Annotated in this window: 12 protein-coding genes and 1 pseudogene; 7 read left to right on the top strand and 6 right to left on the bottom strand. The window is 61.8% G+C overall.

The features are described from left to right. The first annotated feature begins 6 nt into the window (after window positions 1-6). The 5 genes from ACRHIG_RS28330 (at window position 7) to ACRHIG_RS28310 (ending at window position 5,541) form a co-directional block, all read left to right on the top strand. Entirely contained in the window at window positions 7-2,220 is a 2,214-nt protein-coding gene (locus ACRHIG_RS28330; protein WP_489628662.1) for a TonB-dependent receptor, read from the top strand. A 124-nt stretch (window positions 2,221-2,344) separates the two neighbouring features. Beyond that, window positions 2,345-3,340, top strand: coding sequence for an extracellular catalytic domain type 1 short-chain-length polyhydroxyalkanoate depolymerase (locus ACRHIG_RS28325; protein ID WP_489628661.1), 996 nt, complete (start codon window positions 2,345-2,347; stop codon window positions 3,338-3,340). A 74-nt stretch (window positions 3,341-3,414) separates the two neighbouring features. Next, window positions 3,415-4,278 (top strand): hypothetical protein, encoded by an 864-nt coding sequence (locus tag ACRHIG_RS28320; RefSeq protein WP_489628660.1) that lies wholly within the window; start codon window positions 3,415-3,417, stop codon window positions 4,276-4,278. Between the two features lie 142 nt (window positions 4,279-4,420). Next, window positions 4,421-5,068 (top strand): hypothetical protein, encoded by a 648-nt coding sequence (locus ACRHIG_RS28315; protein ID WP_489628659.1) that lies wholly within the window; start codon window positions 4,421-4,423, stop codon window positions 5,066-5,068. Window positions 5,069-5,106: 38 nt separating this feature from the next. Beyond that, window positions 5,107-5,541, top strand: a complete 435-nt coding sequence (locus ACRHIG_RS28310) for a DUF695 domain-containing protein (protein ID WP_051992096.1) — start codon at window positions 5,107-5,109, stop codon at window positions 5,539-5,541. Here the strand turns inward: ACRHIG_RS28310 and bla are convergent, their stop codons facing one another. After that, a complete protein-coding gene (gene bla, locus ACRHIG_RS28305) occupies window positions 5,542-6,435 on the bottom strand; it encodes a class A beta-lactamase (protein ID WP_475417407.1) in 894 nt (297 codons plus the stop codon). Next, complete coding sequence (locus ACRHIG_RS28300; RefSeq protein ID WP_489628658.1) at window positions 6,428-9,103, bottom strand: hybrid sensor histidine kinase/response regulator; 2,676 nt, start codon at window positions 9,101-9,103, stop codon at window positions 6,428-6,430. The genes bla and ACRHIG_RS28300 overlap by 8 nt, the downstream gene beginning before the upstream one ends. Window positions 9,104-9,618: 515 nt before the next feature. Here ACRHIG_RS28300 and ACRHIG_RS28295 point away from each other — a divergent pair. Then, window positions 9,619-11,850 (top strand): TonB-dependent receptor, encoded by a 2,232-nt coding sequence (locus ACRHIG_RS28295; RefSeq protein ID WP_489628657.1) that lies wholly within the window; start codon window positions 9,619-9,621, stop codon window positions 11,848-11,850. Between the two features lie 191 nt (window positions 11,851-12,041). Here ACRHIG_RS28295 and gluQRS read toward each other — a convergent pair. The 4 genes and pseudogenes from gluQRS to ACRHIG_RS28275 form a co-directional block, all read right to left on the bottom strand. After that, window positions 12,042-12,961, bottom strand: a pseudogene (gene gluQRS, locus ACRHIG_RS28290) (tRNA glutamyl-Q(34) synthetase GluQRS). A 93-nt stretch (window positions 12,962-13,054) separates the two neighbouring features. Continuing rightward, window positions 13,055-13,357 carry a hypothetical protein gene (locus tag ACRHIG_RS28285; protein ID WP_489628656.1) on the bottom strand — a complete coding sequence of 101 codons (303 nt, stop codon included), beginning with the start codon at window positions 13,355-13,357 and terminating at the stop codon, window positions 13,055-13,057. Between the two features lie 24 nt (window positions 13,358-13,381). Then, window positions 13,382-13,630: a hypothetical protein gene (locus ACRHIG_RS28280; RefSeq protein WP_489628655.1), complete on the bottom strand. Its 249-nt coding sequence runs from the start codon at window positions 13,628-13,630 to the stop codon at window positions 13,382-13,384. A gap of 190 nt (window positions 13,631-13,820) precedes the next feature. After that, entirely contained in the window at window positions 13,821-17,771 is a 3,951-nt protein-coding gene (locus tag ACRHIG_RS28275; RefSeq protein WP_489628654.1) for an RHS repeat-associated core domain-containing protein, read from the bottom strand. On the opposite strand from ACRHIG_RS28275, the gene ACRHIG_RS28270 reads away from it, so the two are divergent. After that, window positions 17,766-18,119: a hypothetical protein gene (locus tag ACRHIG_RS28270; protein ID WP_489628653.1), complete on the top strand. Its 354-nt coding sequence runs from the start codon at window positions 17,766-17,768 to the stop codon at window positions 18,117-18,119. The genes ACRHIG_RS28275 and ACRHIG_RS28270 overlap by 6 nt on opposite strands. Window positions 18,120-18,228: the final 109 nt, after the last annotated feature.

Genomic DNA, 18,228 nt, shown 5'->3' with positions numbered 1-18,228 from the left:
GACGCTATGAAACTTGCTTTGAAATTAATGCCCGCCGCCCTCGCCGTTGCCAGCGCGTTTGCCACCCAGGCCCAGGCGCAGGAGGCCAGTCCGGCCACTGCTGTCAGCGCCCAGGAAGCCAGCGAAGCCAGCGACGCAAAAGAACGCATGGAAACCGTGACGGTCTCTGCCCGCCGCCGCGAAGAACGGCTGCAGGACGTGCCGCTGGCCGTCACGGCGTTTTCCGCCAAGGCCCTGGAACGGGCGAATATCCAGAACCTGGCCGACTTGCAGGAGCGCGTGCCGAACCTGACCGTGTACGCTTCGCGCGGCACGAATACCACCTTGACGGCCTTCATCCGCGGCGTGGGCCAGGCCGACCCCGTCTGGGGCGTGGACCCGGGCGTGGGTATTTATTTTGACGACGTCTACATGGCGCGTCCGCAAGGCGCGCTGCTCGACGTGTTCGACGTGCAGCGCATCGAAGTGCTGCGCGGCCCGCAAGGCACCTTGTACGGCAAGAACACCATCGGCGGCGCCATCAAGTACATTTCGCGCCCCCTGGCAAAGGAAAATGGTGCCTCGGCGGAAGTGGGCCTCGGTAATTACAATCAGCGCAACTTCAAGGCCGCCTTCAATGTGGCCAACGAGAGTGGCACCTGGCGCGCGCGCCTGGCCGCTGCCAAACTGGACCGCGACGGATTCGGCCGCAACACGTTTAACGGCGAACAGGTCAGCGACCAGGACAGCACGGCCGCGCGCCTGTCCGTCGGCTACTTTCCGCAGGACATCCCCCTCACCGTCGTGCTGAGCCTGGACGCGACGGACGACAAATCGGGCGTGCGCGGCTTCCAGCGCATGGGCGTGAGCGCTTTCGATCCGCTCAAGCGGCCCGCCAGCACGGATGCGTATGACATCCAGAGCGGTATGCCGGGCAACAACTTCACGCACAACCGGGGCGGCTCGCTGGTGGCCAACTACACCTTGTCGAACGACTGGTCCGTGAAAGTGATCGGCGCCAAGCGGCGCAGCACGTCCGAGCAAACCATCGACTTCGACGGCTTGCCGCAACCGATTGCCGACGTCTTCGGCGATTCGCGCGACGAACAGAAAAGCCTGGAATTGCAGGCCTCGTACAGCGGCGACTATGGCGCCGGCGTGATCGGCCTGTACCGCTTCGAAGGCACGGCCGGCGGCGGCATCTACAACAACTTCCTGGGGCGCCAGTTTACGACCGCCGTCAGCACGGTGGAGACGGACAGCACGGCGCTGTACACGGACTGGACCTGGCCGCTGGGCAAGGTGTGGAGCATCAATGCGGGCTTGCGCCACACGCGCGAGGAAAAGCGCGCCATCGTGCTGAACCGCGCTTTTGCCGACGTGGGCTTTACGCGGCCCATCCAGACGGCGGCCGACTTCGACAAGTCCTTGTCGGTGAGCAATACCTCGCCGAAAATCTCCGTGCGCTATGAAGCGTCGAAGACGACGAATTTCTACAGCAACCTGTCGCGCGGCTTCAAGTCCGGCGGCTACAACGTGCGCGCCAACAACCTGGTGGTGCCCGATTCTGCGCGGCCCTACAAGGATGAAAAACTCGACGCGCTGGAAGTGGGCATGAAGTATGCGGCGCCGGACGACACCTTCGACGCCAATGTGGCCCTGTTCTACAACCGCTACAAGGATATTCAATTGTCCGTCTTCACCAGCTATGTGCAGCCGGGCGGCGTGCCGGGCTTCTATGGCGACTTCACGAATGCGGGCAAGGGGACCGTGAAAGGCGCGGAGTTCGAGTTTTCGTGGCGGCCGAACCGCCAGTGGGAAGTCAACGGCTTCCTCGCCTTGCTCGATGCCAACTATGACGAGTTCATGAGCGGAGGCAAGAACATTGCGGATACGCAAAAGTTCAGCAATACGCCAGCCCGGCAAGTGGGCCTGAACGTGACGCGCACGGACCGCGACGTGTTCGGCGGCGCCTTGCGCAGCATGCTCGGCTATGGCTACCGCAGCAAGGTGTATCCGACGACGGACTTGAGCGAAACCCTGGCGCAGGGCGGCTACAGTATCTGGACGGCCGGCGTCGTGTGGGAAGCGCCGAAGAACTGGACCTTCAGTCTGCACGGCAGCAACCTGGGCAACAAGCGCTACCGCACGGATGGCTACAACATTCCGGCCGTGTTCATCCTCGACGGTTTCTATGGTCCGCCGCGCCAGATCATCGCCAAGGCTGGCTACAAATTTTAACGTTCTTCACTGCCGGGGCTGGACCCGTTGGGTCCGGCCTCGCCGGTCGGAAGTGCCGGCTTGACGGGCGTCAAGCCGGGTCGTTGTCGCTGTTTTCGTCGTGAATAATAATCAGGAGACTGGCATGGCAAATCTGCATCAGCAACTGCGTCACATATTCTCTGCACTGATCGCCGCCTGCGGCTTGCTGGCCGCGCTGCCGGCTTCCGCCGGGCAGTGGGACTTCGGCCTGTACGCGAGCCTGTGGGGTTCGCGCGAATACCAGGTCTGGCTACCGAGCAATTACAATCCGAATACGCCGCTGCCCGTGGTGCTGATGCTGCACGGCTGCGGTTCGGAACCGAACAGCATGGCTGCCGTCAGCCGCTACAACCAGCTGGCCGACAGTGAAAACTTCATCGTCGTCTACCCGCGCCAGAACGTCACGGCCAATCCCATGCGCTGCTGGAATTTCATGTTGCCCCTGAACCAGGAGCGGGGCACGGGCGAACCGGCCGTGCTGATGGGCATCTTGAACAAGGTCAAGAGCAAATATGCGGTGCAGGACAGCCGCGTGTACGTGACGGGCATCTCGGCCGGCGGCGCCATGGCGTCCATCATGGCCGCCTGTTATTCGGACGTGTTCGCCGCCGTGATGGTGCATTCGGGCGGCATGTACAAGGGCGCCACAGGCCTCGTCACGGCCGCCGACTCGCTGTTCAACGGCAGCTCGTTCGACCCGAAAGTGCGCGGCAAGGATGCCTGGCGCTGCTCCGGTTCGCCGCGCCGGCTGATGCCGACGATGGTGTTCCACGGCACTTCCGACATCGTCGTCAATCCCGTCAACGGCGAACAGACCATCGAGCAATTCCTGCAGACCAGCGATTACGGCGACGATGGTCTCGACAATGACAGCGTGCGCTATCGTGCCGACAGCATCGTGCGCCAGACCGTGCCGTACGGCCGCAGCTATTCCATCGACACCTACCTGCACAACGGCGCCGTCATCGCGCAAAAGTACACGGTCGAGGGCATGAACCACGCGTGGAGCGGCGGTCCTCCCGGCTGGCCATTCAGCGACGAGCTGGGCCCGGATGCCACCGTGATCAGCTGGAATTTCTTCAAGAATTACCAGCGCTGATGCTGTAAGGAACTAGCAGCTTGTACAATGGGGCGCAGCGATTGCGCCCCATTTTTATGCCTGTGAAAGATCCCATGCCTGCTTGCCGTTTGCTGTCCTGTCTTGCCGCCGTACTGCTGTCCGCTTGCGCCAGCGCAGGCCCGTCCGCGCCATCGGCGGCCGACCTGCAAGCGTTCGAGCGTGCCGCCCAGCAAGACAGCATGCGCAGCGAGTGCGACTGGAACGTGCGTTATGCGCCCGTCGCGCCACAGGACGCCAGCGTGGCGCAACTGCAGGCCATTGCCACGGCACGCCTGGCGGCCCTGCAACTGGCGCCCGCCTGGATCTTGTCCATGCCCGGCAGCGAGGCGCACGCCTTTACGGAGTCGGAGCAGGACCGTGCCGGGCTGCAATTGCTGCTCAGCATCGTCCTGCCGGCCATGGAGCGCTACCCGGCCGGGGTCTTCGCGCGCACGGGCTTGCGCCACGTCGTGCTGGTGAAGGACTTGAGCGTGGACGGCCAGCGCCGCCTGGCCATGCCGGCACCGGACATCGACAGCGTCGTCTACGCCGACAACCTGCTGGCCGCCCTGTGTCCATCCGGCATGGAATTGCGCGTGCACCACGAGTATTACCACTTCATCGAATACCGCCTGTTCAACGATTTCTATTACCGCGATCCCGCCTGGCTGGCCTTGAACCCGCCCGGCATGGCCTATGGCCAGGGCGGCGCCACGGCCTACGGCAAGGGTTTCCAGAACCTGGGCCACCCGCAGCCCGGGCTGGTGAGCCTGTACGCCGCCTACGGCCCCGAGGAAGACAAGGCGGAAGTGTTCGGCTGGATGATGGCGCCCGCGTATGCGTTGCGGCTGGAACAGTGGACGGCGTTTGATCCAGCCTTGCTGGCGAAGCGGCAATTGTTGATGGATGTATTGAGCAGCAAGACAGATTCTTACTAAATATCAAGTCTGTTTCGCCTTTGCCACCTTGCGCACGTCCTGACGGCCGTCCGCCTGGCATTTCCTGGTAACTATATAATCGGCGCTTGGGCGATACCCGCCCCTGAACGTCGATTGAAGGAATGCCATGCCAGGATATTTCATGCGCTCTGCAGCGCTCTTTACCGTATCGGCTGCGTGCCTCTCTGCCAGTGCCGCCGAGGCGGTGGCGGTGGATGCGCAGCAGCGCGCGTCCTTGCTGGATTTTTATGCGCAGCAATATCCGGGCGAACCGGCCACGCGCACCGTGTTCGAGAGCGTGCCCGTGGTCGGTAGCCGCGGCAGCGAAGTGGTGGGCAGCGTGGAAGCGCCGCCGTATCGCGGCCATGGCGTGCTGTGCCGGACGCAGCGCACCAAGTTCGTGCTGCACGGCGAAGGCAAGCAGGCGCGTTGGCAGGAGGCGGGCATGGAGTACTACGCCTGGCTCGACCGTGGCACTTGCCGCGCGGTGGCCGAACCCGTGCGCATGCTGCAACGGATTCCCGATGTGGAACTGGAAGGCGTGTTGCTGTACCAGAAGCCGCTGCTGGAGCGGGCGCGATTATTGATGGCGGGTAACACAGCCTGCGCCCCATTGCGCGCGCTGAAGTTTACGCTGGCGGCGGTCGACGTGGGCGCCGCCGCACCGCGTGCCGAAGAGCGCTACGCGCTGGTGTTCAAGAGCGACCGCGACAGCTACGCCCGCGTCTGGCTGCGCAAGAGCGGCGCCCAGTATGACGCCTGGAATGTGACTTGCCCGCCAGTGCTGTAAGCTGCGCTCCCTCGATTTATTTTTTGACTGTTGCAACCATGAACGAAAATTCCACTTCCGCCCGCAGCTGGGGCACCATCGTCACGCATAGCGACGAGATGGCCATCATCTACCGCTATGTCGACGCCTTCCATGACGACTGGGACCTGTCGTCGCAGCCGGACCGCATCATCATCGCCTGGCGTTACGAAGACGAGACGGGCATGCCCGCGCCGAATGAGCGCGAGCACATGGAAGAGCTGGAAGCGGCGCTGGCGCCCGTGGTGGAAGAAGACGGCTTCGCCACCCTGGCGCTCGTGTCGACGGGCGAAAACTTGCGCGAATGGATTTATTACACGCAGTCGGGCGAAGAATTCTTCAACCGCCTGAACACGGCGCTGGCGCCGCGTCCAAAGTTCCCGATTGAAATCCGCAGCGCGGCCGACCCCGCCTGGTCCACGTACGCGGGTTTTATGGCCGCACTGCCGAAGTAATTACGCCAACGCGGCCGTCGCGATACGCGTGGCGGCCGTGATGATGTCCTGATTCGTGTCCGCGTTTTTCTGTTCGCGCGTGTAGTACACGGCGATGAGCAGCGGCGCGCCGCTGGGCGGGTAGGCCACACCGATGTCGTTGACGCTGCCGTAGGCGCCCGAGCCCGTTTTATCCGCCACCTGCCAGCCGGCAGGCACGCCGGCGCGGATGCGCTTGTCGCCCGTCGTGTTGCCGCGCATCCAGACGTCCAGTTGCTGGCGCTGCAGCGCCGGCAAACTATTTCCCAATAATAATTGCTGCAAGCTGTGCGCCATCGACGCGGGGCTGGCCGTGTCGCGCACTTCGCCGGGAATGGCGCTGTTGAGTTCCGTTTCCCAGCGTTCCAGCTGGAATACCGTGTTGCCGATGCTGCGCGCAAACGCCGTCACGGCTTGCGGCCCGCCCAATAATGTCATCAGGAAATTGGCCGCGCTATTGTCGCTGTACTGCAAGGTGGCGGCGCACAGCTCGGCCACGCGCATGCCGTCGGCCAGATGCTTTTCCGTGATGGGCGAATAGGTGACCAGTTCCTTTTTCTCGTAACGCACGTGCTGGTCCAGCAAGCCCGGCTGGCTGACGCTGCGGGCCAGCACGGCGCCCGCCAGCATGGCCTTGAAGGTGCTGGCCAGGGGGAAGCGTTCGTCGGCGCGGTAGGCAAGGCGCTGCTCGCTGCCCTGGCGCCAGGCGGCAACGCCGAGGCGTCCGCCGGCGGCCTGTTCCAGCGCGGCCAGCTGCGTGTGGGCGGCGGCGATGCCGGTGGCGGGCGCGGCAAACAGCAGCGGCGTTGGGCACAGCAGGGCGACGCCGCTGGCCAGCAGGAGGTGGCGGCGGACGTGGTTCGGGGAGTCAGTCATGGTCTGTAGGTATTTTGGGAGTGGAAAGGGCGGCCAGCAGTTCGCCGATGGCGAGCAGGTTGGCCGGTTTGGTCAGATGGTGGTCGAAGCCGGCCGCGCTCGACTGGCTGCGGTCGTTTTCGGCGCCCCAGCCCGTCAATGCGACGAGCACGACGCTGGCGCCGGCCGGTATCCGGCGCAGCGCGCGCGCCACTTCGTAGCCGTTCATGCCGGGCAAGCCGATGTCGAGGAAGATGATGTCAGGCAAGAATTGCGGCGCCACGGCCAGCGCCTGGGCGCCATCGTGGGCCACTTGCGTGGCATGGCCCATCATGTCGAGCACGGCCGCCAGGGTATCGGCCGCATCGACGTTGTCGTCGACCACCAGCACGCGGAAATGGCGGGCGCTGGCCGCGGGCGCGGGCGCATCCGGTGTGGCGGGGGCTGTGGCTTTCTCGTTCAGCAGCGGCAGGCGCACGGTAAATGTGCTGCCCAGGCCGGCACCGGGACTGGCCGCCGTGGCGCTGCCGCCATGCAGCTCGGCCAGGCGCCGCACCAGCGACAGGCCGATGCCCAGGCCGCCCTGGGCGCGGCCCATGTTTTGTCCCACCTGGGTAAACATGTCGAAGACGGTGGCGATCGATTCGGCGGGGATGCCCACGCCGCTGTCCCTGACTTCGATCAAGACCGCGTCCCCATCGCGTACCGCGCGCAAGGCGATGTGGCCGCCGGCGGGCGTGTACTTGGCGGCGTTGTTGAGCAAATTGCCCAGCACTTGCGCCAGCCGCGTGGGGTCGGCCTCGAGCGGCAGCGCCTGCTCGTCGAGCACCACTTGCAACTGGTGGCGGCTCGCTTCGATCAGCGGCGTGCTCGTTTCCACGGCGCTGGCGATGATGGTTTTCAAGTCCGCGCGTTCGAGCTTGAGTTCGATCTGGCCCCGCGTGATGCGGGCCACGTCCAGCAAGTCGTTGACCAGGTGCACCATCTGATTGACTTGCCGCTCCATCACATCGCGTACGCGGGCCACGGTGGCGGGCTTGTCGGCGGCCAGGCGCATGATTTGCAAGCCGTTGCGGATCGGTGCCAGCGGGTTGCGCAGTTCGTGCGCCAGGGTGGCGAGGAATTCCGTCTTGCGCCGGTCCATCTCGGACAGGTTGTCGGCCAGCTGGCGCAGCTGCTGTTCCGAGCGCTTGCGTTCGCTGATGTCGCTGAATAGCACCGTCAGCAGGCGGCTGCCGGGGCCGCCCAGGCGCGCCGCAAAAACTTCGAACCAGCGCTCCATGGCCACGGCTTCGTTTTCGTAGCGCACGGGCTCGCCCGTCTTGACGACCTGGTCGTACAGGTCGAACCAGTGCTGGTCGTGGTCGGGAACAAAACTGCGGATGGTCTTGCCGATGGCATTGTCGAGGCCCGATTGCTTGACGAAGGCGGCGTTGCCTTCCAGGTAGCGGAAGTCCACGGGACGGCCTTGCTCGTCGTACAGCATTTCAATGACGCAGAAGGCCTGGTCCATCAGCTCGATCAGGGTGCGGTAGCGTTCCTCGCTGCGCCGCAGCGCATCTTCCACCTGTTTCTGGCGCGTGATGTCGAGCAGCACGCCAGGAAATTGCAAAGGCGTGCCATCGGGCGCGTATTCCGCGCGGCCCCGCGCGATGACCGAGCGGTACTGGCCATCGCCGGCAGCGACGCGGTAGCTGGCCTCGAACGGCGCGTGCGCGTGCATGGCCTGGGCAATCTGCGCGCTGACTTGCTCGCGGTCATCGGGATGGATGATGTCCAGGTAGCGCGCCAGCGGCGGCGCCGTGGGCGCGTCGGCATTGACGGGGAACAAGCGCGCCATATTGCTGTCGGCCGTGACGCGGTCGGCAACGATGTCCCAGTTCCAGGTGGCCACTTCGCCGGCCGCCAGGGTCAGGCGCAGGGTTTCCTCGTTTTGCTTGCTGGCCGTCAGGTCGAGCGAAATGCCGGACAGGGCGATCACATTGCCGGCGCCGTCGCTGGCGCAGGTGCCGCGCATGTGCGCCCAGTGCAGCGAACTGTCGGGCCAGCGCACGCGGATATCGATCTCGAAATCGCTGGCGCTGGCGATGGCCGCGTGCACCACCGTTTGCCACTGCTGCAGGTCGCCGTCGAGCATGGCGCCCGTCAGCTGCGCGTAATCGATGTGGCTGGCAGGCGGCAAGCCCAGGTTGGCCTTGAAGGCGTCGGAGCAAGCCATGCTGCCGCTGCCCAGGTCGATCTCCCACGTGCCCATGCGGCCGCCTTGCATGGCCAGGCGCAGCCGCTGTTCCGTCTGCCGTTGCTGCGTCACGTCGCAATGCGAGCCCAGCCATTCAACGATGCTGCCGTCGGGCGCCAGCACGGGCAGCATGCGCACGAGCATATTGCGGTAGCTGCCGCTGACGTGGCGCAGCCGGTATTCCGCTTCGAACACGGTCGTCAGATGTGACGGCATGACGTAAGGCAAGTTACGGTCGTCCGGGTGCAGGGCATTGAGCCAGCCGCGGCCCCGCAGTTCGGCTTCCGTCTGGCCCGTGAAGGCGCGCCAGGAGGGCTGGTCGGCATCGAACTGGCCGAAGGTTTTCGTGCTCCAGACGATGTCGCAATGGGCGCCCAGCAGCATATGCGCGGCCTGGGCGGCGGCGGGGGAGGAAATGATGTCGTGGCTGTGCTGGCTCGGTTCTGGCATGGATAAGGTCGGCAATGGTGCGGCGCGCCGCCGCTGCACTGGGATGGGGCAGCACGGCAAGGTCAAGTATGGCGATATTACAGTCAAATACCGGCCGGAGCCTGTCTTGCAGGCAGCATTTTGCCGCCGCGGCGCAATGGCGGCGCCAGGGCCGGAAAATGGATAAAACAGCAAGCTCCTGAGCGTATTGTGGCTGAATAACCACTAGTCAGGCTTTTATGTTGGTGAATAAATATTTTACATAACAATATTCTTGCAGCGCATAAGCCGCTTGAATTAAATTGGCGCCTTACTCAAAAGTTGGTGTTCATCAGACATCCCAGAGATGCGGCCGGAACCGCTGTCAACTTGAGTGACAGACAGGACAGAGCCAGTGACGCCGAGAGCGGGGGAACATCCGCTCGCGCTGCTGCACCGTGATGGTGCAAACGATCGTCCAGCGCCGTAAATAACCCGGAGACAGGTTGCAAGAAAGACAGATTTCGCAATTCTTTTTTAAACTTCTGGGAAACCACATGATCAAGATGTCCAAGATGCACAAGCGTTTGTTCGCCAAAAGCGCTGCTATGCTGGCACTGTCCGCTGCCTTGCCTATCGGCTCGGCTTATGCTGATGAAGTCGCTGCTGATACGACCCCTGCTGCCAGCCAGCTGGAAACCGTGACCGTGACGGCACAGCGTCGCAAGGAAAATATCCGCGACGTGCCCGTCTCCGTGTCGCTGCTGCGCGACGAGAAGCTCGACGTGCTCGTATCCAGCGGCCAGGATATCCGTGTGCTGGCCGGCAAAGTGCCGAGCCTGAACGTGGAATCGTCGAATGGCCGCACCTTCCCCCGCTTCTACATCCGCGGCTACGGCAATACCGACTTCAACATCTTTGCATCGCAACCTGTTTCCCTGATTTACGACGATGTCGTGCAAGAAAATCCTATCCTCAAGGGTTATCCGATTTTCGACGTGGCTGGCGTGGAAGTGCTGCGCGGCCCGCAAGGTACCTTGTTCGGCCGCAATACGCCGGCCGGCGTGGTCAAGTTCGAATCCGTCAAGCCGAAGCTGGACAAGGTTGAAGGCTATTACAACGTTTCCGCCGCCACGCACAACACGACCAACTTCGACGGCGCCGTCAACGTGCCGCTGAGCAAAGAATGGGCGCTGCGCTTCTCGACCCTGCGCCAGCACCGCGACGATTACGTCGATAACACGTTTACGGGCCAGAAAGATGCGCTGGACGGCTACAACGAACATGCGGAACGCGTGCAATTGCTGTACGCACCGAACACCACGTTCAACGCCCTGTTCAATGTGCACCAGCGCAACACCACGGGCAGCGCGCGCGTCTTCTACGCCAACATGATCAAGCAGGGCACGAACGATATCGTCGACGGTTTCGACCCGAACAAGTCGTTTACGAATGCGCCGAATTTCCAGCGCCTGCGCACCAACGGCGCCAGCGCCCGCCTGAGCTGGGACCTGGACGGTATTAAACTGTATTCGATCACCGGCTTTGAGCAGGTCGGCAATTACGTGTCGCATGGCGACATCGACGGCGGCACGCCGACGGGCCCCGGCTTCATTCCTTTCCAGGTTGAAACGGCCGGCGGCATCACCAGCGTGAAGCAATACTCGCAGGAATTCCGCGCCGAATCGAAAAATGCCGGTCCCCTGAACTGGCAGGCAGGCGTGTACTACTTCAATGAAAACGCCAACGGTTTCACTGACAACTTCGATACCAGCACGCACGTGCTGACCACGCACCTGGCCAGCCGCCAGAAGAACTCGGCCTGGGCCACCTTCGGTTCCGTCAACTACGCCGTCAACGATGACTTCATGTTGCGCGCCGGTTTGCGCTACACCAAGGACAAGAAGGATTTCGACACGGTGGAAGCGACCAACATCGTGCAGGTCAACCCGAGCAGCGCCGATGTCAGCAAAGCCAAGGTCAACTGGGACTTGAGCGGCACCTATAAATACAACAAGGACGTGAACTTCTACGCGCGTATCGCCACCGGTTTCCGCGCGCCAAGTATCGCCCCGGCCAGCACCAGCGTGCCCGTCACCGTGGCCGATGCGGAAACCATCACTTCGTACGAAGCGGGCATCAAGGCCGACCTGTTCAACCGTCGCGCCCGCGTCGCGTTCAGCGTGTATGACTACCAAGTGAAAAATCAGCAGCTGACGGTGGTGGGCGGCACGTCGAACATCACGCGCCTGATCAATGCCGCCAAGACGAACGGCCGCGGCGCCGAGCTGGAACTGGAAGGCTTTGTCACGCCGAGCCTGAAGATGTCCCTGGGCGGCAGCTACAACTTCACGGAAATCAAGGACCCGAGCCTGTCGATCGCCACCTGCGCGCAGACGCGTTGCACCGTGACGGACCCGCTGACCACCGGCAACCGCGCCATCATCGACGGCAATCCATTGCCGCAAGCGCCGAAGTGGACGATCACCGCCACGGGCCGCTATTCGATCCCGATGGAAAACGGCGAATTCTTCGTCTTCACGGACTGGGCTTACCGCAGCAAGATCAATTTCTTCCTGTATGAGGCAACCGAGTTCACCGGCAAGCCGATGGTCGAGGGCGGCTTGCGCGTGGGTTACACCTGGGATGCCGGCAAGTATGAAGTGGCCGCGTTCGGCCGCAACATCACCGACACCCAGCGTATCACGGGCGCCATCGACTTCAACAACCGCACGGGCTTCATCAATGAGCCACGTCAATTTGGGGTGCAGTTCAAAGGCAACTTCTAAGAACACATAAGCAAACCTGCTGCGCGTCGTGATTTGCGGCCTGCGATGCTCACTGTGCTAAAGCACAGCTGCGCTTCTCGGCCGCAACTCACCGCCGCTCGCTACGGTTTTCTTAAGTGTTCGGTTCCAGGCGCCGGCCATGTACTGGCGCCTGCATTGCTACCCGCCCGGCTCGCGCCGCGGCGGGTTTTTTATGCGTGCCCGGGAAGGCGCGCCAGCCGCTGCGCCCAGGCGGGAATGGCTTGCCGCCAGAAATCTTCCACGTTGTCGGCGCGCACGTCGAGACCGAGGAAACTGGCCGCCGGAAGCAGTGCCGACGCCAGCAGTTCTGCCGCATCGGTGCCCGTATCGAAGGCGAGGGCGCCCGTCTGTTTCGACAGTTTCTCGCCGCTGTCATTGGTGACGACGGGCACGTGCAAAAAGCCGGGATGGGGCAAGCCCAGCACATCCTGCAGATACAGCTGGCGCGGCGTGGAATCGATCAGATCCGCGCCGCGCACCACCTGAGTGATGCCCTGCGCGCCATCGTCGACCACCACGGCCAGTTGATACGCCCAAAAGCCGTCGCCGCGCAGCACGATGAAGTCGCCCACTTCGCTGGCCAGGTCTTGCCGCTGCGGACCAGCCCAGCGGTCGGCAAAGCCGTACACGGCTTGCGGCCCCTGCGGCACGCGCAGCCGCCAGGCCCGCGCCGCCTTGCCCGGTGCCAAACCATGGCGGCAGGTGCCCGGATACACGGCGGCGCCCCCTTGGGCGCACCCGCCTGCAGCACCGAATCCTGGATCTCCTTGCGCGAACAGCCGCACGCATACACGAGCCCATCGTCCTGCAACTGTTTCAGCGCCGCCTCGTACAGCGGCAGCCTGCGGCTCTGCCACGTCGCCTCGCCATCCCAGTACATGCCGCAGCGCTGCAGGCTGGCCAGGATACCCAGATCGGCACCCTCGACATTGCGGTCATAGTCCAGATCCTCGATGCGCAACAGCCACGTGCCCTGATGCACCTTGGCATCGAGATAACTGGCCATGGCGGCAACGAGCGAGCCCATGTGCAGGGGACCGGAGGGGGAGGGGGCGAAGCGGCCGATGTAGGGGGCGGTGGGGGAGGGCATGCGTGGATGTTTTATTTGGATATGATGTGCTGATTGTGTCGCTGAATGGCCTATCCTAAGGCAGTCAATGCGAAGTATCGTTCAGGTTGAAAATCAAGTCAAACAGTTAAGAATTTTTCTGATGTCATCTATGATAATTTGACTTGATAATTTCTTTCGTTTTTTTGAAATGGTATAGGTGATGGATCTTCCTAAAGATGTTTTTCCACCTATAATTTTTTCTCCTGGCGCGAAATTTGGAGAAAAGGTCACTTCAATGTTTTCGATATTGTCTTGAATGTATATTTCAAAATCGCAAATATTTTTTTGATATTTTTTTAATTCATCAAAAGCCACAATTAATATTTCAAATTTATCGCCAGAAATTTTTTCTTCGAGATTTTCTGTGTTTTTCATATAAACTTTTTATTTTTCAAGGAGTCATGGATTTTTGTAGCGCAAGACTGCCGCCGAAGAGGATGTCTTTATGTCATAAAACAAATTAATGCTTCCCCATTGAAATGTGAACTCAACCTCTGATATTCCTAATTCAAGTGGTTTGATTTTTGTTATTTTTTCTATGACTGCTGCAGTCATGGTAGATTCTATTGAATATGGTAGATTTTTATTTTTCTCGATGAAATTTATAGTTATTTTTTTTATTGTGCCGCAGTTGTATTCGATGGACATGGATTCTATGAAGCATTTTTTGTAATGCTCCATTGTTTCAATTCTATATATTGTGCTTTTTTTGTTTTTTGTTTCGTGAAGTTAAGAGGAATATTTTCTTCTATTTTTAAAAAAGATGTTTCTTTTTGAGGGATGACGTGTCCGTTGATTTTTATGGATCCATTAAGAAAGTTTGTCCTGATATCTATCATTATTTGAGCCCAATATTTGAACCTTGCATGAGATTTATTTTATCTGCCTCAGATATAAACATTTGGCGACCGCCGCCAGATCCGAATTGTCCATTACGAAGTGCTCTTCCACTTGCCACGCAGATAGTGTTGATAACAGTGTACTGTCGAACTAATGTTCTGGGTGGGCGTCCATTTGGATCAGTAAGTGTACTCTGAACTTGAACTAAATCATGAAGCTTTTTATGGTTCCATCCTGCTGCAGCCAGTGTTTTTCCGTCGACAAAGTAGCTCGGAATATTATTGCCTTGTGCTGGATGATAGAGCGCATATATTGTTGTTCCTTTCTGTATTGCCATATTTTTATAGCTATCTACACCTATGTAAGGATGGGTGCCTTGCCACTTCCTGGCTGTGGCTGAAGGATTTTTCCCTGCGCATGGATCGCAAGAGGAATTTTTTTGACATTTTTTGCTTAATCCTTGAGGATCTATCCAGAGTATCGGGTTCGGCGCATATTGGTAGCTATTAATTCCTCCCAATAACCCTATTGGATCTTGCGTCATATACCTAGCTACATCCGGATCATAGTAGCGGTAACGGTTATAAAACAGCCCCGTTTCCCCATCCTCATACTGCCCCTGAAACCGCAGCGGCTGCTTGATTTCTCCCTCGACGTGCAGCAAGCGCCCCCATGCCTTGTAGCGCCCGCTCCAGACCACGTTCCCTTGCGCATCCGTCAGCTCGCGCGGCGTGCCCAGGTGGTCGCAGTGGTAGTGGGTGATGCGGTCGTGTGCTGCCGCGCCGTCGGCCGCCGCCAGGGCATGCTGCCATGCGGAGACATGCAGCGCTTCGGTGTCCGCTTGTTCTTGAGCAATCGCCGCCTGCAGTTCGGCGTCCTGCCGGGTGGCTGGTAAATCCCACTGCGCCACGCGTGGCAGATGTACGGCGCTTGCCTGGCGGCAGGCTGGCGAAGCGATCCTGGCCAGCGGCACGAAGCTGTCCGGCTCGTACAGGTATGTGACTGTCTCTTCCTGCCCAAGTTCCTGCGCCAGCGTGTCGCCGTCCCAGACGAAGAAGGTGGTGGCAGCGCTCGTGCGGGCGGGCTGGTCTTTGCTGATGTCTTGCTGCTTGCTCCAGCGTGCTTCTTCTACCCGCTTGGCGATGCGACGGCTGAATGCGTCATAAAAGTAGCGGGCGCGGTGGCGCGACTGGCGCTCCGTCCTGCTGGCGTGGCTGAGGCGGTTTTCGGCGTCGTAGTGCAGCTCCAGGTCGCTCCAGGTCGACTCCCTGCCTGAAGGATGGAAGCGCTTGCCGGTGGCGTTGCCTTGCTCGTCGTAATCGTATTCGGTATCGCCGTAGTTGTTCAGGACGTTGCCGGGCGCGGGAGCCTTGTCGAGCAGATTGCCTGCGGGGTCGAAGGCGAAGCGTTCCGCCAGGCCCGGCTGCACGGCGGCCAGCAGCTGGCCGACGGGATCGTAGGTATAGCTGAGTTTGCCAAGCGGGCCGGCAGTGGTGGCGCCCGTTTGAAAGATGGTGGTCAGGTTGCCTTGCGCATCGTATTCGAAGCGGTGTTCGCGTACGGGGACGGATGCGTCGGCGCCGCGTGCCAGGGTCAGCTGGGTGAGCCGCGATTGCGGGTCGTACTGGCGCGTGACGAGCAAGCCGCTGCTGCCCAGTTGCCGCTGTCTTTCGCGGTGCAGCTTGTCGCGCTCGACATCGACCACGGCTTTGCCTTGCCATAGCACGCCATGCCAGTGGCCGGAACCGTAGCGCAGGGTATCGAGGCGGCGGCCGTTCGGCAAGACTGTCTGGATACGGTTGCCCAGTTCGTCATAAGAGTGCGTCATGACAAAGCTGGCGTCCGGTGCGCGCGGGGCGTTCGGCAGCCTGGCCGCTTCGGGCAGCGTTTGCAAAAAGCAGGCGCTGCGCTCTTCTATCAGCTGGCCCAGCGCATCGTGGACAAAGCGCTGTTCCGCTTGCGGCGCGGACACGGCCGTCAGCCGCCCCAGCGCATCGTAGGCGTAGCGCACGACGCCATCCGACGTGGTCTTGACGGATAACAAACCGAGTGCGTCGCGCAGCAGTTCCGTGCGCTGGCTGCCGCACTCGGTGGCGGTCAGGTTGCCGGCCGGGTCATAGCTGTATTGCGTGCGCTTGCCGTCGAAGCCCGTTTCCGACGACAGCCAGCCTTCCGCGTGATACGCGAGCTGGTAGCTTTCGCCCTTGGCGTTGATCAATTCCGTCAGCTGCAGCGCGGCGTCGTAGCGATACTGCACCGTCTGGCCGATGGCGTCCGTGCGCTCCACGGGCAAGCACTGGCCGTTGTAGCGATAGCGCGTCTGCTGGCCGGCGCCATCCTCGTGCAAGACCAGATTGCCGTCCGCATCGTAGGAATACTGCTCCCGGGTCTGATCGGGCGCCGTGAGGCGGATCAGGCGGCCCAGCGCGTCATACTCGTAGCGGGTGGCATGGCCCAGCGCATCGCGGGCCGCCTCCAGCCGTCCCAGCATGTCGTAGCGGTATTCGCTGGTGTGGCCGGAGCAATCCGTATAGGCGGTCAGCCAGCCTTGGCGGTTGTACTGAAAATGCTTGCTGCCACCCCTGGCGTCGATCAGTTCCACCAGCTGGCCGCGCTGGTCGTAGCGGTAGCGCGTGACGTGGCCCAGCGCATCGGTGATGCTGACGGGGCGGCCTGCCGCATCGTATTCGCGGCGCGTGGTATTACCCAGCGCATCCGTGAAGGCGACGGGCTGGTTCTGGCCGTCGTAGCCGATGCTGCTGCTGTTGCCCTTGGCATCGGTGCTGCGGGTCAGGTTGCCGGCGGCATCGTAGGCGTAGCGCGTGGCGGCGCCGTTGGCGGCTATATCGGCCAGCAGCATGCCATCGCGGTCCCATTCGCGCCGGCCCAGCGAGGCGGCCTTGCCGTCGATCACGCGGCGCACTTCGGTGACCAGCCAGTTGGCGTCGAACGTATATTCGAGGACGCCGCCGTTTTCCGTGACGCGGCTGGTGTCGTTGTCCACGTAATCGATGCGCGTGTGCTCGCTGCCATCCAGGGCGCGCGTGGCGATGGCGCGCGCCTGGTAGCTGTTGGCCAAGCTGACGGGATGGCGCTGCGCCAGTTCCTGTTCGCGCAATGGCGAGCCGCTCCAGAGGGCGCGCAGCGCGTCCAGGCTGATCCATTCCAGTTCGTACGTAAAACCCGTGTAGCCGCTGCACGACGTGAGCAGGTGGTGACGATAGCTGTAGCGGCGCGTGTCGCCCAAGGCATTCGACTGGCTGACCAGGTTGTGGCGGGGCGCGAAGGGCGGCTGGGCATCGTCCGTTTCGCTGGCATAGGCGTAGCGGACATGGCACAGGCGGCTACCGTCCGCCAGCACTTCGTCAACCCGGCAGATGCGGGTGGACTGTTCTGTCTCCCCGCGCATGGCTTCGAGCACGCTGCCATCGTCGCTGCGCAGGCGCAGCAGTACTTCGCCCGGTCTGGCCTCCATGAAGCGGTCGATGCTGATGCCGCGTCCATCGCGCCCTTCGCTGCGCACGAGCGCAAAACGCTGCGCGGCGATCGGCGCCGACGGGGCCAGCATGGCGTTGACGCCGTCGTAGCCGTGCGGCAGCCAGCCGCCTTCTGCGCGCGCGTAGCGGTCGCTGCTGCCGTCGCGCCACAACACGGTAAAGGTGTCGGCGCCGTCGCGCGTGAGCGTAAAACCTTCCTTGCGGCTGTCGTGCTGCTGGCCCGGTGCCAAGCCAGGAAGGCGCAGGGCGCGGCCGCTGTCGTCGTGAAACACGATGCCCACATCGCACAGCGACAGGCTGGTGGTGTAGGGCGTGGACCAGCGCGCGCCCAGCAAGCCCCAGTCTTCGCATTCGGCGCCGGAGCGGTAGCAGCGCGTCCAGGCGATGGGAATGCTGCGCTCGAGCGCGAAATCCGTCTGGTACAGGACTTCCTGGCCCGTGCCGAAATGCACGGGCTTGCGGCCTTTGACGGGTTTTTTGGCGGGGCCGCTATCCTTGGGGCAGCAGTCGGACGGCGGCTCCGATTTCGGGTCCTTCTTGCCACGGCTCTTGCCGTCGTCGCCGCCGTTTTTCGGGGAGGTTTGTCGAGTTTTTGGGGCGGCTTGTCCGGTTTCTTGCCGACCAGCTTGTCCTTGACCTTGTTGATGGTCGGCGCCGTTTTTTTGCCGAGAAACTTACTCAGTATTTTTCCGCCGGGAAACTTGCTGAATACTGCCGCCTGCAATACGTTGCCGGCGATATTCATGCCGATGTCCGCGGCGGTATTGAGCAAGTCAGGTGTCTTGCCTGTCAATATGTAGTCGGCCGCCTGGTCGAGTACCGTGGCAGAGGCTTCCACTGCCGTTCCACCGGCAACGGTCGCCGTGCCGGCAACGGCGCCTGCTGCCGCCCCCGCTTCCATCGCGGCGG

The organism is Janthinobacterium sp. C22 (genome assembly GCF_057919405.1).
Note: the sequence above shows the minus strand (reverse complement) of the source record. Positions and strands in the feature narration are given on the sequence as shown.

Coding starts and splice junctions, on each gene's coding strand:
- ACRHIG_RS28300 (WP_489628658.1), bottom strand. CDS start 9,103: ATGCCAGAACCGAGCCAGCACAGCCACGACATCATTTCCTCCCCCGCC.
- ACRHIG_RS28325 (WP_489628661.1), top strand. CDS start 2,345: ATGGCAAATCTGCATCAGCAACTGCGTCACATATTCTCTGCACTGATC.
- ACRHIG_RS28320 (WP_489628660.1), top strand. CDS start 3,415: ATGCCTGCTTGCCGTTTGCTGTCCTGTCTTGCCGCCGTACTGCTGTCC.
- ACRHIG_RS28330 (WP_489628662.1), top strand. CDS start 7: ATGAAACTTGCTTTGAAATTAATGCCCGCCGCCCTCGCCGTTGCCAGC.
- ACRHIG_RS28310 (WP_051992096.1), top strand. CDS start 5,107: ATGAACGAAAATTCCACTTCCGCCCGCAGCTGGGGCACCATCGTCACG.
- ACRHIG_RS28270 (WP_489628653.1), top strand. CDS start 17,766: ATGCACGGGCTTGCGGCCTTTGACGGGTTTTTTGGCGGGGCCGCTATC.
- ACRHIG_RS28315 (WP_489628659.1), top strand. CDS start 4,421: ATGCGCTCTGCAGCGCTCTTTACCGTATCGGCTGCGTGCCTCTCTGCC.
- ACRHIG_RS28285 (WP_489628656.1), bottom strand. CDS start 13,357: ATGAAAAACACAGAAAATCTCGAAGAAAAAATTTCTGGCGATAAATTT.
- ACRHIG_RS28280 (WP_489628655.1), bottom strand. CDS start 13,630: ATGTCCATCGAATACAACTGCGGCACAATAAAAAAAATAACTATAAAT.
- bla (WP_475417407.1), bottom strand. CDS start 6,435: ATGACTGACTCCCCGAACCACGTCCGCCGCCACCTCCTGCTGGCCAGC.
- ACRHIG_RS28295 (WP_489628657.1), top strand. CDS start 9,619: ATGATCAAGATGTCCAAGATGCACAAGCGTTTGTTCGCCAAAAGCGCT.